The organism is Thalassolituus hydrocarboniclasticus, from assembly GCF_025345565.1.
Lineage (GTDB): Bacteria > Pseudomonadota > Gammaproteobacteria > Pseudomonadales > Oceanobacteraceae > Venatoribacter > Venatoribacter hydrocarboniclasticus.
Map to the genome: position 1 here is coordinate 3,703,462 of NZ_CP054475.1, position 14,456 is coordinate 3,717,917.

General features: G+C 50.1%; 15 protein-coding genes. 3 read left to right on the forward strand and 12 right to left on the reverse strand.

The genetic code is table 11. The features are described 5' to 3' along the window. Window positions 1-9: 9 nt before the first annotated feature. From HUF19_RS16630 to HUF19_RS16640, 3 genes are read right to left on the reverse strand one after another with little or no spacing between them, the layout of a single operon-like run. Window positions 10-372, reverse strand: a complete 363-nt coding sequence (locus HUF19_RS16630) for a hypothetical protein (protein WP_260997634.1) — start codon at window positions 370-372, stop codon at window positions 10-12. Window positions 373-418: 46 nt separating this feature from the next. Further along, entirely contained in the window at window positions 419-811 is a 393-nt protein-coding gene (locus tag HUF19_RS16635; protein WP_260997635.1) for a hypothetical protein, read from the reverse strand. Then, window positions 801-1,301, reverse strand: a complete 501-nt coding sequence (locus HUF19_RS16640; protein WP_260997636.1) for a hypothetical protein — start codon at window positions 1,299-1,301, stop codon at window positions 801-803. The genes HUF19_RS16635 and HUF19_RS16640 overlap by 11 nt, the downstream gene beginning before the upstream one ends. 202 nt (window positions 1,302-1,503) lie before the next feature. Between HUF19_RS16640 and HUF19_RS16645 the strand changes: the two genes are divergently transcribed. Then, entirely contained in the window at window positions 1,504-1,734 is a 231-nt protein-coding gene (locus tag HUF19_RS16645) for a helix-turn-helix domain-containing protein (RefSeq protein WP_260997637.1), read from the forward strand. A 292-nt stretch (window positions 1,735-2,026) separates the two neighbouring features. After that, entirely contained in the window at window positions 2,027-2,290 is a 264-nt protein-coding gene (locus HUF19_RS16650; protein ID WP_260997638.1) for a helix-turn-helix domain-containing protein, read from the forward strand. Between the two features lie 151 nt (window positions 2,291-2,441). On the opposite strand, the gene HUF19_RS16655 is transcribed toward HUF19_RS16650, so the two are convergent. The 5 genes from HUF19_RS16655 to HUF19_RS16675 form a co-directional block, all read right to left on the reverse strand. Beyond that, complete coding sequence (locus HUF19_RS16655) at window positions 2,442-4,619, reverse strand: ankyrin repeat domain-containing protein (protein WP_260997639.1); 2,178 nt, start codon at window positions 4,617-4,619, stop codon at window positions 2,442-2,444. Window positions 4,620-5,379: 760 nt separating this feature from the next. Next, window positions 5,380-5,904, reverse strand: coding sequence for a hypothetical protein (locus HUF19_RS16660; RefSeq protein ID WP_260997640.1), 525 nt, complete (start codon window positions 5,902-5,904; stop codon window positions 5,380-5,382). Between the two features lie 97 nt (window positions 5,905-6,001). After that, a complete protein-coding gene (locus tag HUF19_RS16665; RefSeq protein ID WP_260997641.1) occupies window positions 6,002-6,259 on the reverse strand; it encodes a hypothetical protein in 258 nt (85 codons plus the stop codon). After that, window positions 6,259-7,473, reverse strand: coding sequence for a site-specific integrase (locus HUF19_RS16670; protein WP_260997642.1), 1,215 nt, complete (start codon window positions 7,471-7,473; stop codon window positions 6,259-6,261). The genes HUF19_RS16665 and HUF19_RS16670 overlap by 1 nt, the downstream gene beginning before the upstream one ends. A gap of 10 nt (window positions 7,474-7,483) precedes the next feature. Further along, on the reverse strand, window positions 7,484-7,699 hold the full coding sequence (locus HUF19_RS16675) for a hypothetical protein (protein WP_260997643.1): 216 nt from the start codon (window positions 7,697-7,699) through the stop codon (window positions 7,484-7,486). Between the two features lie 157 nt (window positions 7,700-7,856). Between HUF19_RS16675 and HUF19_RS16680 the strand changes: the two genes are divergently transcribed. Beyond that, window positions 7,857-8,138, forward strand: coding sequence for a helix-turn-helix domain-containing protein (locus HUF19_RS16680; protein WP_260997644.1), 282 nt, complete (start codon window positions 7,857-7,859; stop codon window positions 8,136-8,138). Between the two features lie 81 nt (window positions 8,139-8,219). On the opposite strand, the gene brxL is transcribed toward HUF19_RS16680, so the two are convergent. The 4 genes from brxL to HUF19_RS16700 are packed head-to-tail and all read right to left on the reverse strand — an operon-like array spanning window position 8,220 to window position 14,386. Further along, window positions 8,220-10,268, reverse strand: coding sequence for a protease Lon-related BREX system protein BrxL (brxL, locus tag HUF19_RS16685; RefSeq protein ID WP_260997645.1), 2,049 nt, complete (start codon window positions 10,266-10,268; stop codon window positions 8,220-8,222). Then, complete coding sequence (pglZ, locus tag HUF19_RS16690) at window positions 10,268-12,586, reverse strand: BREX-1 system phosphatase PglZ type B (protein ID WP_260997646.1); 2,319 nt, start codon at window positions 12,584-12,586, stop codon at window positions 10,268-10,270. The genes brxL and pglZ overlap by 1 nt, the downstream gene beginning before the upstream one ends. A 13-nt stretch (window positions 12,587-12,599) precedes the next feature. Continuing rightward, a complete protein-coding gene (locus HUF19_RS16695) occupies window positions 12,600-13,238 on the reverse strand; it encodes a DUF4276 family protein (RefSeq protein ID WP_260997647.1) in 639 nt (212 codons plus the stop codon). 44 nt (window positions 13,239-13,282) lie between these two features. Continuing rightward, window positions 13,283-14,386, reverse strand: coding sequence for an AAA family ATPase (locus HUF19_RS16700; protein ID WP_260997648.1), 1,104 nt, complete (start codon window positions 14,384-14,386; stop codon window positions 13,283-13,285). Window positions 14,387-14,456 lie beyond the last annotated feature (70 nt).

A 14,456-nucleotide genomic window follows, 5' to 3' on the forward strand; every position in this document is an offset into this window, starting at 1 on the left:
AACTGACACCTAGCACGCCTTACTGTTGATCCAACGAAACAACGCCTCCAGATCCTCCTCGCTGTTCTGAGTAATCAGATAGTCGCGAATTGATCGGCCCTGCAGTGGTGGCGCATCGACTGTTGCCGTAAAAAATTGGTTCTCCGCCCCTCTGGGCGCGATAACCGAAACGGCTTTTTGGATGCCGACGAGTCGAACCAAACGCTCCATTAATTCAGGTGAGGCGGTACTCTGTTTTTCCTCGGTTAGCTGCTCATAATGAGACAGCGTCATACCCAGAATGCTGGACTGTTCGGTCGGTGATAACTGCCAGTGACTGATCAGTTTGTCAAAAACACGCATGACATCTGCAATGGTTAAGGGTTGATTCATCGTCCACCTCACTCTGCGATATAAGCCCACCCGGAGTGGGCTCTGTTTATTTACATTTAAGCTCAACACCTGTCGCCGACAATGCCATCACGCCGGTGACCAGAACATCGTGGTATTGGGTATGGTTGCGTGTGTAATCCAGGGCACCGGCGCCACCCATCCAATCGGTCTGAAAACCGACCAGTGCATGGAACCCAGCTGCCCGAGCTTCATTCTCTAGCCGGGTACGAGACTCTTTAAATGTCTGACGCACCTGTTCAGGCGTACTGTTGAAAAACGACCAGCTGCCTGAGAACGGGCTGATGCGCATAACCTCACAGCCTGTAAATGGCACGCTGTCGGTTGTCAGTGTGCCATACCAAGGGGCTTTGGACTGTTCTGCGGCGACATGCCCTGCTGCCCACAGCAGCAAGGTGGCCACTAAAGGCTTAAGCTTCATTGGTCAACGCTTTGAATTTAACCGCTTTCAGGTCGCACGCTTTGGTTTCCAGCTTGCGATTGGTAGTGCCCATGAAGGTGTCTTCTGAGTAATACCACTGGTCTTTCGGCAGCGCGTACAGATTGCCCACCAGGCGGTAGTGAACCCCTTTCTCCAGTTCGATGGTGGTGGTGGCGCGCCCAGCACGTTTGCCATCCATAACGTTCTGAGTCAGGTCGCACTCGTATTCGACGGTGTGTTTACCTGGCAGCAGCGCTTGTTTGGACTGCGCAAAGGTCGGCAGCTTTTTGCCATCGATAGCGATCAGGCTGACACCGGAACCCATACCCCAGCCAGCTTCGCCATTGGATTCAATCACCGACACCTCCATCATCGGGCGGGGTTCGCCTTCATAAAAGTGGTCAGTGCCATGTCCCAGCATATTTCCCATGCTGGCACAGCCAGTTAATGCCGCAGCAGAAACGAGTAATCCAAACGCATAACGATTCATTCAGGTCTTCCTTCTCTTGATGGTTTTCGTTCTCAATATGAGAACATAGAAACTATAAAGACTGAATGACAGAACCTCAATAGTTGATAGTTTCCTTAGATATGCGCGGGTTTAAGCAAGATAGCGAGAGCATCACAGGGGATTAAGAGTGCAATTTATACTCAATTTGGAAACAAGGGCATGTAGTTCTCATTATGAGTACATGATCAAAACCATCTCCTCCCCCAGATACGCCCGTCTCATTGGCTGGCTCATTGCCAACCGTCAGGCCAAAGGCCTGAGCATCCGGGCATTGGCCGAATTGCTGTCGGTAACCACAACAGCAGTACACCGTATTGAGTCACTGGAACGCAGACTTGACGTCTTTGAGTATGTGCAGTTCTGCGCAGCACTTGAGATTGATCCGCTGGAAGGCATTCGCCTGCTGCGCTGATCAGTCACGCGATCTTTTGCGCCAGCGATCAACCACCCATGCGCTGAAGAGAATCAGCAGAAAGTTACCAATAACTACCACAGGTACCACATAGTCAAAACTGACAGTGCTGGATTCCATAGCCTATTCCTCTGAAGCCTAAACCTATAGTAATGCCACTGCAGGCGATTCGGTGCAATGACCGTTACCCATATACCAACCAAATCAGCCGCCTGCGATACACTGGCTACATAACAGTGACTGGTGGTCTGGCTATTCAGCCAGCAGCTGACTGACCTACTGGAGGCACTCAATGGAAGACAGCCGCATTATCCTGGTCGATAACGCCTGGGCGTCCTGTTCAGCGAGTTCAGAGGAGGCTGACTTCAAACGGGAAAGGGTCAGGTTGCTCATTCGTGTTCGGGAGCGGATTGTGGCGGCTGGGTGGACACCCGGAGAGGCGGCTGCGCGACTGTCATTAAACGACAAGCAGTTGCAGGCGTTGATGGATGGGCGGGCGTCTGAGTTTGACGTGAAGCAGCTAATCGGTATGACTTCAAAGCTATCTTCGCTTTGATCTCAAATGAAAGGAATTGAGGCTAACCGCTTGGCTGCTACTGCTGCAGTTAATATTAGGCTCCATGATGTGGCTTTGGGGCAACTGCAGCCCAAGAGAATCCGGTTTTCGCTTGGGCTGAGTCAGCTGGTGTTCGCTGGAGGAAATCAATTTATGAGCCAACCAGTTGCGAACTCAGCAACTGAAAAATCTCCTTTCGATTCCATAGTTTTGCCAGGTCGAAACAGTTTAAGTGTCGACCAAGATCAGGTTGGTAATGTGTTTTTTCCGGATCTCCTCCGAACTTCAGCATTTTTTCAACTACTTCCAGTGCGCCGACTTCAACAGCATGCATTAACGGCGTATAGCCCTTGATCGGGTAACTATGTTCCAGATTTACACTCGCCCCGTTTTCTATCAATAAATCGATTATTTTAAGTCTGCTTTCCAAAGGGATGGAAAGGTATGGATCGACTATGTGTTGTCTGGCTATCTCCATACAACTTGCCATTAGGGAGTCCTGTTGAGAACTATGGATTAATCTAATAATTGAATCACTATTCGCAAGGCTATTTGTGTAGCGCATAATTGCATCGACACCTTCGGTATCTAAGACTGGGTTTTTCAGTCGACTTAGAAAAGCCCCGCTATTTAATGTGCAATCCATATTCCTAACGGCATGGTAAAGTGGACTGCACTTGTTTGTTGTGGATATCAAATCGATACCACAACCCATGTCGATTACTTTTTCAACGATGTATGGATTCCCGCTATTGACTGCAGAGTGCAGAATACTCAATCTTTTTTTGGATGTTATTTGATCCATCGTTTCGCGTTTATGCGGAATAGATGACAGCTTTTCAAAGTATCTAATATCCCGCCTTTCGGAAGCCGTATCTGGGGACATCCTTTCAATGGCGAGGAGTAGTGGCGACTCTTCGCTACTGGTAAGCACATCGACTGATGCGCCAGATTCCAGAAGTTTTAAGAAACTATCCCAATAGCCGAAATAAACAGCACAGGCCAGCTGAGGCATTCGCTTTTGACCGAACTGGGTTTTTAAAGAGATAATTTTGTCTGGCTTTCGCAAGTCGTATCGGATGTTATCCATATCTTCTAGAAGCATCGCAATAGGACCGCTAGCCGTTCTTGGGGCTTTAAGCTTCTCTGAGTTATGTTTTTCAATAAATGCTTCTGCATAGCGTTCAATCTGCCAGCCTTGAACGTGATCACTGAATTTGCTGCTGGAATTATTTTCGCTTTTGAATGGTGCGGCGTAACCAAAAAGAACTTGCGCCTTGCGCAGTTGCTTACAGAAAACTCTGTCAGGGCCAATGGCGGCAGCGGCAGACATAGCTTCGTTAAGAAGAAGCTCTATGTTATCGCATCCTAGGTACATGGCTTTTTCTACTGCTCTTTTATACAAAGAAAGGCATTCATCAAAGGACTCTTGCTGAGCTCTCATTCGCGCCAAAGCCCTGTCACAATAAAGGTCGGAAAAATGTGGATTATTACTGTTCTGAATCAGGCTTCGGAGATCATGAATCGCTGCTTCCGCATCGTTTATGTTAACTCCATCCTTTTTAAAGTATCTTTCTATAAGGCTGGCTGCTGGAAACATATCCTTGATGCCGTCATTTACTTCATCACGCAGCAAAAAAAGTGAGTTCTGGATGCTTATCTCACTCCAGGTCGATGGATCGCTCCCCGCTTGATTAAGGTCGCGAATAATATAATCCCAAGCTCTGGCTAGCATCACGGCTGACCGCTCATTCTCCATGCCTGGGTGATTAAGGAGGCCTTTCAGGCTGGATAAGTCCGGGATGTGATCACCCCGCTCCCAGCTACCGATCATATCGCTTTGCTGTTTCGTAATATGCTTCAACATGGCTTGCCATGCGAGTGACTCCTTACGAAGTATGGCCAGAAGGCTTGGCAGTGCGTAGCTGACAAGACCGGACTCCTCATCGAATATAGATACCGGATAACTTGAAGCGACCATCGGGTAGCTTCCTTCCAGCAAACGGCGTGCGAAATCTCCAAAAATGATAGGTGTCATTTGATCTCGCGACATGCCATTTGCGTCAACGTTCTTTATCCAATCGATATACGAACGTAGTCCGCTCTCGACGATTGCGACGAATTCTCCCAATCGGCTCTCTGAATTTCCCAGTATCCAGATAAAGTCGTTTTTGAGTTCAGGGCGTGAGAAGTATTCCATTGCCTCTGGTAGGGTTACGTAGAGGTCGGTTACTTTATTGTCGAGCTCTTTCTTAATCGGTCTGCCCGCATCAAATGCATTGCAGATCAGGCGGACAAGTTCCATGAGTGTAGGAAACGGTGTTTGCATTGTGGATTTCAATCCTTTGAGTTGAGTCGACAGGCAGCGGTAGTGAACTCTTTGAAAGCTCGTTTTACGCTAGGGCTCGAAGGCACCGCAATTCTTCGGCCGGTCGGGCTTTGGATAATAGGATGCTTTTTCGTTCGGATCAGCAACCAGCCAGAGCGTAATAGGTTATGTACAAATCTGTCGATGTCTTTATCCGAAGATAGCTTATTCATGTAAGTCTCCTCAATACCAGCCCCTAAGTGGGGCTGGTAAGTATCGCGTGGTTACTTCGAGGGTTTTGCGTTGCCGCGGCCACCGCCGGACGGACTGCCAGTGGTGCTTGGCCAGTTACCTCCTGGTCCCGGATGACTTGATGGGCCGCGACCGCCTTGTGAGCCAGTTGATTTAGCCATGATAGATCTCCTTGGTTGTTTCCCTTGATTGGGTAAACGCACGTTAGCGAGGATTACGAATGGAGTCGGCTAGGAGAGTGGCTGGGAAACCCTGAAAAGTTGCAACACCTTGAAATATAAATGATTTTTCATATCTCCCGTGTTTAAAACTCAATCCGGACGGGTGTAGGAGATGGATGCAACTCAGGTCACCTTGCTCGTAAAAGGTCGCCGTTGCTTCCCAGATATCCGAATGATCAGGCGCCCCAATGAGGATAGTTCCGCGGCTATGCGTCAAAGTGGAGATTGATGGTATTGATGGCGTCGTCAGTGCTGGCTTGAGACGATATCCGACAGAACAGAATTTCGGTTTTCCTGGATATTCCGTCTTACCAATCATCCATTCCGGATGATCCTGACCATGAGTCATCCATCCCGATTGAATCCGACGACCAGGAATGGTCCATATCGGATATGCCGCTGTCCCATGAGTCTGATCCAGAACAGCCATACAGATTACCGCCTACATCGATACCACTAATGCCATCCATCATCGTCAGGCCGGTAGCTGGATTTATATCGATTGTGCTTTCGAACGGATCGGAATAATTGGATCGTGCAAAGTGTTCGTCATCTGTCGCATTGATTGAGCAGTCATCCCATGAATTTTCGGCGTTTTCAGCCATCATAGCCGCTGCACCGCTTGTTGACGAAAAATGTCCCCTGCCCCTAGCAATGCTGCCGGCAGCCAAGCGGTGACGAAAATTCTGTGCAAAAGATTGAGATTTCTGCGAACCCGAGCGGAATAGTCGCAAAATCAGCAGTGAATAAATCAGTCCAAGATAAAAGTAATCAGGGAAAGCGATGGCTGCCATGGCGGTATTCACAAGCACGAACAGGAATTTACCGAACATATTTCACTCCTGGTTTTTTTGCCGCGTTCAGGTTGATTTATAGACTACCAATAACCAAATCCGACATCCCTGTCTCTACATTCACCCCCCCACTCCCCTAACCAAAATATTCCGACGGCAATTGAGCAACGAAGCCTTTGCGCAAATCTCCCAGCGTCTGAAACTCCGCTGGCCAGGCACGCATTTTCTTCTGCACCCAAATGCGAACTGCGCTGTGGTTGTCGAGAGAAGGACTCACCCCCAGATAACCCGCCAACCCGGTGCCATGCTGAACCTCCGTCACAAAAATGAGCCAATCGGCAATATGGTTGGCTCTCTCTGATGCCCACTGCTGATGGAAGCGTTGATAATGCATCAGCCCTCCTCCGCTTCGTTATGAGCCTGCTCTTCAACAATAAAGCGCTGTTGCAGCAGGCGGTCGAACGCAGAGCCATCCTGTCGGGTCAGGTTCGGCACATAACGCGAGTACACGCGGAACAGCATTTCGGTACTGGTATGGCCCATCTGTCGCGCGATCCACTCCGGGCTTTCCCCGGCGGCCAGCCAAAGAGTCGCTGCGGTATGGCGGGTCTGATACGGGCGGCGTTCTTTAATGCCCAGATAGCGCAGCAAGGGGTACCACACACGTTTGGTCACGTTGTTATGTGCCATTGGCGTACCTAAGCGGGTAGCGAACACAAATTCGTACTCAGCCGTCAGCCGTTGCTGTTCTCTCAGAGCGTCGTACACCGGCTGCGACATATGAATCTCGCGCTGCGAGCCATCCGTCTTGGTGTAGGTGATGTTGCCATCCACAACGGTTTCGCGGATCAAAATCTGGCGGCGTTCAAAGTCGATGTACTTCCACTTCAGACCATCAATCTCCGCCGTACGCATCCCGGTGAAGAAGCGCACGGTGTAATAGGCCTTAAAGTCGTCACGCACGTTATCCAGAATCCGGCGCACCTCCTCCAGGGTAAAAGGCTCAACATCCACTTTCTGGATCTTCAGCGATTTGATTCCCCGGAAGGGACAGGTAAACTCATACCGGTCAGCGGCCTCTGTCATAAGCATCCTTAACGGGGTCATGATCTTGTTGATGGTTGCAGCCTTCAGTTCACTGGATTTCCGCGCCGGATCTTTGGCGAGAGAGGAGCGGAAATTCAGGATATCGGCTTTGCTGATGTCGCTGACTCTTTTATCCCCCAATCTGGGCAGGATGTAGCTGTTCAGGTTCACCATCACCGTCAGTAAATGGCTGTCACGCCATTCAATCTTTTTCTCAGCCAGCCAAACGTCAGCGAAATCTTTTAACTTCGGGATGTCATCCTCAGCGTGATACGGTGACAGACGCGCCGCCCGTACCTTCTCATCCAACTCCTCAAAGAAATCCGCCTTAACGCTTTTCGGGAAATAATCCCGGTACACGAAGGTTCCGAGAGTTATTTCTGCCTCAATCCGCTGCAGAATTTTCTCCATCCGTCGGCGATTGGGCTGGTTGTCTTCCAGTTTGGTGTATTCACGGCAGCGCTCACCCTTATAACGGAAGTCAAAGTACAGCTTGCCGGTTCGAGCACTGATGCTAGCCATAGCAGCCTCCTCAACGCAGGCCAGTCATCAGTGTGTCGATGCTGGGAGCGCGGAACATATCCGCTTCAATCTTCTCCCACACATACAGAATCTTGCGGCCGCCAAACGGGCGGAAATAGTGAATGCCCTCCAGCAGGACAGAGTCTTTCAGTTGGTTACGAATGGTGCGTGGGTCGTACTTGATACGTTCGGCCAGTTCTTCGGTGGTTAAGTAGGTTTGGCTCATGATGCGTTCCTTAATGGTTGTTTGTAGAGCAAGGTCTACATTAGAAGCGATCAAAACCCATGTCAACCATTATTTGATGAGCGTACTCTACATTTAATCTTCAAGGTGTTCGTATGATGAGACCACGCGCTTGGTGTGGATTGGTTTAAGCGGTAATATGCAGGCCAAAAGCAGCCTGGAAACCAAGCTCATGATCCGCTTTAGATTGAAGGAACTGATAGCCGACAAGGAATTTAAGGAGGGACGTCGGATAACCTTGGAAGAGGTGTCGCGTGAAACCGGCATTCACCGAACCACGCTATCAAAAATTGCCAATCAGAAGGGTTACATAACCAACACGGATGTATTGGATCGGTTATGTCTGTACTTTGAGGTGCCTATTGGCAGTATTGCTGAACATTTGCCGGTAAATGATACCGAGCCTCAATCACAGGCTTAATATGCAGTAAGCATTCAAGGATATTAAGGTCAGGCTGAACAACCGGATTCCATTCCGATTGCCAAATGGGAGTAGTAATAACTACTCCACAATCGCTTTGAGAAGCGCGTCGCGGGCGTCCTGGTAGAATTGAATGTCCACCTTAGTCGCCATCTCGTCCGACAGATCATAAAGCTGTCGACGAGCAGTAACCGGCATCAAAAGCGCAGTCGCGCCTTTTTCCACTGCTAACTCAGCAATGTTCACAGCGCTGTTGATCGGCTCAATTGAGCCACCCAGGTTAATTTCACCTACCACAATCAAGCCGCCTTTCACTGGTTTTTTCAGCAACGCGCTGCACATAGCAACCAGGGCAGCTACGCCAAGCTTTGAGCCTTTTTTCGCGGCATCAAAGGCACGCAACTGGACACTGTACTCGTGAGATCTCGGATCACGGTCACCAACCAGCTGCACAGAGCGGGCATAAAGATTCTGCTCGGCATACCGTAACGATTCTTTGAACGCTGCCGGAGCCGGATTGTTAAGAATACGCACACCAGAACCAGGCCCTTCGTTCACTTCAATTCGGTAAAGCCCTGCATTATCGTCAATATCTGCGCCACCCTCACTGATCGTCCAGATCTGACCGGGCTCTAATGGATCATCGCCAATCTCGTTGTCTGCACGCAGTTCTGGTGTGGCAACGAATTTTTCGATACCGTCATCGCCAATAAAATAACTGAAATGGGTGTTGCGGAACTCGGCAGCGCCAACGCGCTTTTGCTGTTCCTTCACACGACGCCGAACTTCTAACGCCAGGCGTAATGCCCATTCCATATCCTCATCCGATACCGTCGCCTCCGGATCCGGATATAACAGCTTCAGCAGCCCTGATACTGTTTTATTCACGGCATTGGTATCCCGGCCGCTCAATGCTCCGCCAAGATGAACGCGGTTTTGCATGGCTGAAACACGGCTTTGGTTACGCAGCTGACTCATGCACTCGGAAAAGAAGTCACTGACCAAACCAAAGTGATTGGTCGTCAGGTCCTTATTCATTTTCGGAACATCCCAGCCAGGCAGGTAACAATGGATACGATCCATCCAGGCAGTGTCGTCGCGCATTTCCGCTGGCAGTGGGCCAAATAAGTGGCCTACACGCTGCTGATGCTCAACATCGACATCGAAGTTGCCAACAAACACCATTGAGCCATCGGCTCGAATACTTTCCTTACCACGACTGAACTCACCACTTTCCATGTAACCTTTCATAATGTTGATACCCTCTTTGGTATCAAATGAAATGCCGCTCACCTCGTCGAAACACACCACATCGTACTGGCAGACCAGGCCGCGCTGACCATTGGCGTTGTTCACGAACATTTTCGCGATGGTCGCTTTGCCGCCCGAAATCAGATGCGCGTATGGAGAAACCTGCTGGAATAAGTGGCTCTTACCAGTACCACGCGGTCCCAGCTCAACCATGTTGTAGTTGCGTTCCACAAAAGGAATCATCCGCAACAGCACCGCATCGCGCGCACGAGGCGTCATCGCCTCCGGCTCAAGTCCGATGGAGCGTAGCAAAAAATCTTTCCACTCCTGGCTATCAAAAAACTTCCTGGCTTCAGCCATAACGTCCAGAACGTTGCGCTTGGACAGCTGAATAGGGCGAATCTCTTTGATGCCGAATGCATTGCCATTTTCTTCAGCAATGATGGAATCGTATTCCAGAGTCACTTCGGCATAGAAGCCGCCGGTCAGCAGGCGTTCGTTATCATCAACCAGCTTATCGGGAATCCGAACCCGGCTCAGGTTAATACTCGGTAAACTGGCCAGATACCCACGCTCTTTCTCGACAAAACGCGCGCTGATAATGTCGATCAGCTTGATCGAACCGTCTTTGTAAGCTCTGGCCTTAAACAGCTCTTCTTCACCAGCCCGAACGGTACGGGAAGCCAGTTGGCGCTGCACAATCTCCAGGCCTTCCTCAATCTCATCAGGATCCGTACTGGCGCAATAGCGGCCCAGCATAAACTCCACAACATAAGTCGGTACCGGAAACTGACGGGCAAAGGTACGCACCAGATCTTTGCGTACAATGTAGCCATCGAAAGCACTGGCCGCCTTTTGATCCAGGCTATCCAATTCCATTATTCCTCTCCTACAAGTGTTGCCGTTTTGGCCAACACAGTGTCATGTTCATCCAGCAGAACCAGCACGGCTGTCTGCTGTTCGTAGCGATCATCCTCAACCATCAGGGTACACTTACCCTCTTTGACCGGCTTACGATTACAGATCTCAGAGCTGGCATCGCCAGCATGGGTGCGCAACACGGCCACAACATTGGCATCGTCCGCCTCAACTTTGATGCGGCATTTCAACCCCATCCAGCGCACATCCCCCACCTTTGCCTGCACCGTCTTTTGGCGGGAGGATTTGGTACTCACCAACTCAATCATGGGTGTTAGGCATTCCTGCAAACTCAGCCCGCCATGGTCATAACACTGACCCGCCTTAAAGCAACGAGCGCCGGGTGCCATTGCAATGGTCACTTGCGGGTTCCAGTACCAGCCCACCTCAAGCATTCCGGAAGAAGCAGACTCTTTCAGAACCGCACAGCGGCCCCAGCGAGTCTCGGTTAAATGCTTGGGCAAATCGGTTTTTTGCATAGGCTCGGGCGTCAGAATCCAGCCATGATCGGTAACAATCCGGATCTTCGTCCAGCCAGCAGCCAGTAACTCTTCTACTCGCTCTGTCACTTCATGCAACAACGTATCGATGCGGGCAGCCAACTTAATGCCCTTAACATGGCCTTCCGTATCGATATCGCCGCTTTGCACCCAGGCATTCCGGGTGGGGTTACCGGTTTCAGATTCACTCAGATAATCCCAACCTTTCTCAGCCAGAAACTTCTTCAGGTAATGAGCAGAGAAATCTTTATCGTCCTCTTTGAGGCTGGGTTCAAAATCAACATCACTGATTCGACCCGTAATACGATCGGTAACCGGTGTCACCGCCGCCTTCGCAGTCGCCGTTACAGATGGCAAAGCGGCCCAGCTGGATTTCAGCGAGACATTACCCAGGGGCTGCAAACGCTTCACTAATCGTTGTGCGGTGTCGTAACGCAACCCATCAACGAAAAACACCAACTCACCGGCTGGCTGATAATTACCCACTTCTTCTTTAGTGCTGCCACTGCCGGGGTAACCTTTAACCTGAACCAGCTTCTGGAATGACAACGTAATATCATCCAGCCAGGGCGTATAAACATGGTGTAAGAGCTTCTGTACCAACTCTTGTAATGCCGGGGGAAGCGAAAAAGCCAGTACCCGCAAATAAGCATCATCCGTCTGCCAATAAAGCTCCCGATACTGAGTCGCCATTTCTTCCGGCATGGTGCCACTAAAGGCATTCTGAGTAAGATTGGCGACAACGGCTAAAGGCTCCAGAACCGATGCCAGCGGCGATAATCCCAACTGTGTCCATACCCAACCACGGCGATCAGCATGTTGCCGCTCCAGTGACAGAATCCCTTGGCGCACATCACTGGTCTGCTTATCCAGCAACTTACGCAGTGCTGCTTCAAGAGCTGCTTCCTCCGACTGGTTAATGGCCGGATAACTCTCGCCATCGGCCGCCAGATCATAACTGACCGACATCAACAGCGCCGGCAGCTTCGGATAATGGGTTGCCCCTTCCACAAAGCGCTGCCATACCGTTTCCCAAATACCCTGTCTCTGGCACAGCAATTCTGCGGCGGTAATATCCCCATCACGTTCCGGGCTGAAGTGGTACTCGGTTTCACAAATACCACACAGCGCCTGCCAGCGGCTTTGGTCCCAGCGTTCGCGGGTAGCACGGCTATCATTCATCCAGGTCAACAGGTCCCGGACAGGATCATTGGAAATCAACTTATTGAAGTCGGCAGCTTCCAGGCGACGGCTTTCTAACTCCGCCTGATCCGATTCCAGCATCTCGTTCAGTACCCGCAACATGGCTTGCTGAGTTTTTTCGTCACGCGCCACATCCAATCCGGCGCCACCATTGGCTGACGTCAGGAAAGCATTCACCGTCCAATCACGGCCGGTACTGTTGTAAGCCCACCAACAACCACGGTATTGCAGCTCGGCCAGTGGCATCAAAGTAACTGGACAGCTGGAAATAGCGCGCAAATCACGACGTTCTAAACCGGGCAGATAAATAATGGGGGTTTTATCCTCAGGCAGCTGGAACTCTGGCAGTGCATTTTCAATGACACACTTGATCCAGACCGCCGGTCCCTGACGTTTCTCAGGCTGATAATCACCAAATACAACCAGCTCCGGCAACGCAGCTTGCAGTAAGGGCAGCGCCGATTCCCACTGGCGCAGCTTGTCGGTCCAAAGAATGACAGAAGGCGCCAGCTGGGCACTGGCGTTGTATTCGGCGCTGGCACGAACTTCTTGGCTCAGCAGGTCAATAAGTTTCATAACAGTCCTTGGCTCATTCGACGTTTGCGCTCAACAGAGGTATAGCCTCTAACTCTTTTAGCCAGCCATCAAAAAGCGCGCACTTTTCCCGCATTACGTTAAGGCCCACCTCAAGTGCCGCCAAGGTACCCATCAAGGGTTTTTCATAGCCGAAGATCAGCTGTTCAATGCGCTTACTGGGCGCTGTATGGGGGCTGTTATTAATATGTTCAGGACTTGAGAATGTGTTACAAATCGCGCTCAACTGCTGAGAAATCTGAGGCTTATCAACGCCCCTTGCCAAAGCGTCAGGGTCACTGAACAGCAGTGCTTCAAACTCATACATCTGCACATATGGAATAAAACGGCGCATGGCATCCTGGCCTAAAAACCGACTCAGCTCTTCTGTCATCTTGGCTTTCATTACATCGGCTTTTTCTGAAACATCGGCACTATCGTCAACATCGTTTTTTCCTGGAAAACTCATTGGAAGACCATAAAAATCGAAGAAGGTAGTGCAGTAAGCGGTCCGCTCCTGAAGCAAGCGGTTTTCCACATCGGACTTAAGACGCTCAAATTTGAAGTTGCCACCCTTATGCCCGGGCTTGCCCACCAGAGCCGGAACCAACCAAATACCTTTATTAATGAAGGTAGGCTGTAGCAGCTCATTCACGAACATTTCTTCGGTTTGCCCTTCACAGATTACGTGAACCCGAATCATCGTGACGGCCTCCCGCCAAGAACATTCTTCTCCCACAGCTCACCAACCGTGTAATCTTCAAGCCAACGCTCAAAATCAGATTCATCCAGACGTTTAAATACCGAAGCCCCCTGCTCACGCTCAACTATGATGAGATCGTCTATTTCAAACTCATTCAGTAGCGGGACAGACTGTGTTGAGATAATGACTTGGGTACGCTTAGCCGCAGAACGTAACAAAGCTCCCAGCAAGGTGATGGCATAGGGGTGAAGCCCTAGCTCGGGTTCATCAATGATAATGGTGGAAGGCAGCCGCGGTTGCATCAGCGCCGTTACCAGGCAGATAAAACGAATTGAACCATCCGACAGTTGACTGGGCCAAAGTGCGTAGTCGCTGTCTTGCTGCTTCCAAAGTAGACGAACTTGTTCCTCTTCAGTTGGCAGCGTTCTTGGTGTCAATACAAAGTCATCAAAGAATGGCACGGCCAAACGAACGGTTTTGATGATCTGACTGTAAACCTCAGGCTCTTCATTTTGTAGCCGAAAAAGAAAAGCTGATAGATTCGAGGCATCCATACGCAGATATTCGTTATCGTGTACAGCACACCACCGCTTAACACCCGCTGTATCGCTGGTATCATGGAAGTGATAGACCTTCCAACCGGAAATAGCTCCATAACAAAATTTTGCCACCGACGCTCCATCACCGAGCGCAATGCGCTCTTTTAACTTGGACTCCAAATGCCCTGTGCCAAGTTTTTTGTCGGTTGGCCCATAGTAAACACCGGAAAAGTAGATACGCTCTTTAGTAAAGGTGAAGCTTTCATCAGCGTTGGACTCCAACACCAACTCATATTCGTTATCGCCAAAGCAAACAAGGGTCTCAAGACTTGATGTCTCCTTTACCCCATAACTCAGAATCCGATCAGCTCCCCCTTGCTTGCTCGCCCATACTTGCAGACGTCCTTCTACCAACTCAGATAGCATACGAAAATAGGCGACAAAATTACTTTTGCCGGCCCCGTTGGCGCCAATCAGCACGTTCAAGTTGCGTAATCGCAGCTTATCCATCTTGCGGATTGACCTAAAGCCAGAGATTGACAGTGTATGAATTGCACTCATTGTGTAGCACCTAAAATCCAGAATGAATCATTGCCCATCTGACACCATCTATTGTGATCTATCCATCCTC

Bases quoted from the DNA above. Each gene is read 5' to 3' on its own strand.
- HUF19_RS16665 (WP_260997641.1), bottom strand. From the start codon at position 6,259: ATGCATTATCAACGCTTCCATCAGCAGTGGGCATCAGAGAGAGCCAAC.
- pglZ (WP_260997646.1), bottom strand. From the start codon at position 12,586: ATGAAACTTATTGACCTGCTGAGCCAAGAAGTTCGTGCCAGCGCCGAA.
- HUF19_RS16660 (WP_260997640.1), bottom strand. From the start codon at position 5,904: ATGTTCGGTAAATTCCTGTTCGTGCTTGTGAATACCGCCATGGCAGCC.
- HUF19_RS16675 (WP_260997643.1), bottom strand. From the start codon at position 7,699: ATGAGCCAAACCTACTTAACCACCGAAGAACTGGCCGAACGTATCAAG.
- HUF19_RS16700 (WP_260997648.1), bottom strand. From the start codon at position 14,386: ATGAGTGCAATTCATACACTGTCAATCTCTGGCTTTAGGTCAATCCGC.
- HUF19_RS16680 (WP_260997644.1), top strand. From the start codon at position 7,857: ATGCAGGCCAAAAGCAGCCTGGAAACCAAGCTCATGATCCGCTTTAGA.
- HUF19_RS16655 (WP_260997639.1), bottom strand. From the start codon at position 4,619: ATGCAAACACCGTTTCCTACACTCATGGAACTTGTCCGCCTGATCTGC.
- HUF19_RS16645 (WP_260997637.1), top strand. From the start codon at position 1,504: ATGATCAAAACCATCTCCTCCCCCAGATACGCCCGTCTCATTGGCTGG.
- HUF19_RS16650 (WP_260997638.1), top strand. From the start codon at position 2,027: ATGGAAGACAGCCGCATTATCCTGGTCGATAACGCCTGGGCGTCCTGT.
- HUF19_RS16640 (WP_260997636.1), bottom strand. From the start codon at position 1,301: ATGAATCGTTATGCGTTTGGATTACTCGTTTCTGCTGCGGCATTAACT.
- HUF19_RS16635 (WP_260997635.1), bottom strand. From the start codon at position 811: ATGAAGCTTAAGCCTTTAGTGGCCACCTTGCTGCTGTGGGCAGCAGGG.
- HUF19_RS16630 (WP_260997634.1), bottom strand. From the start codon at position 372: ATGAATCAACCCTTAACCATTGCAGATGTCATGCGTGTTTTTGACAAA.
- HUF19_RS16670 (WP_260997642.1), bottom strand. From the start codon at position 7,473: ATGGCTAGCATCAGTGCTCGAACCGGCAAGCTGTACTTTGACTTCCGT.
- brxL (WP_260997645.1), bottom strand. From the start codon at position 10,268: ATGGAATTGGATAGCCTGGATCAAAAGGCGGCCAGTGCTTTCGATGGC.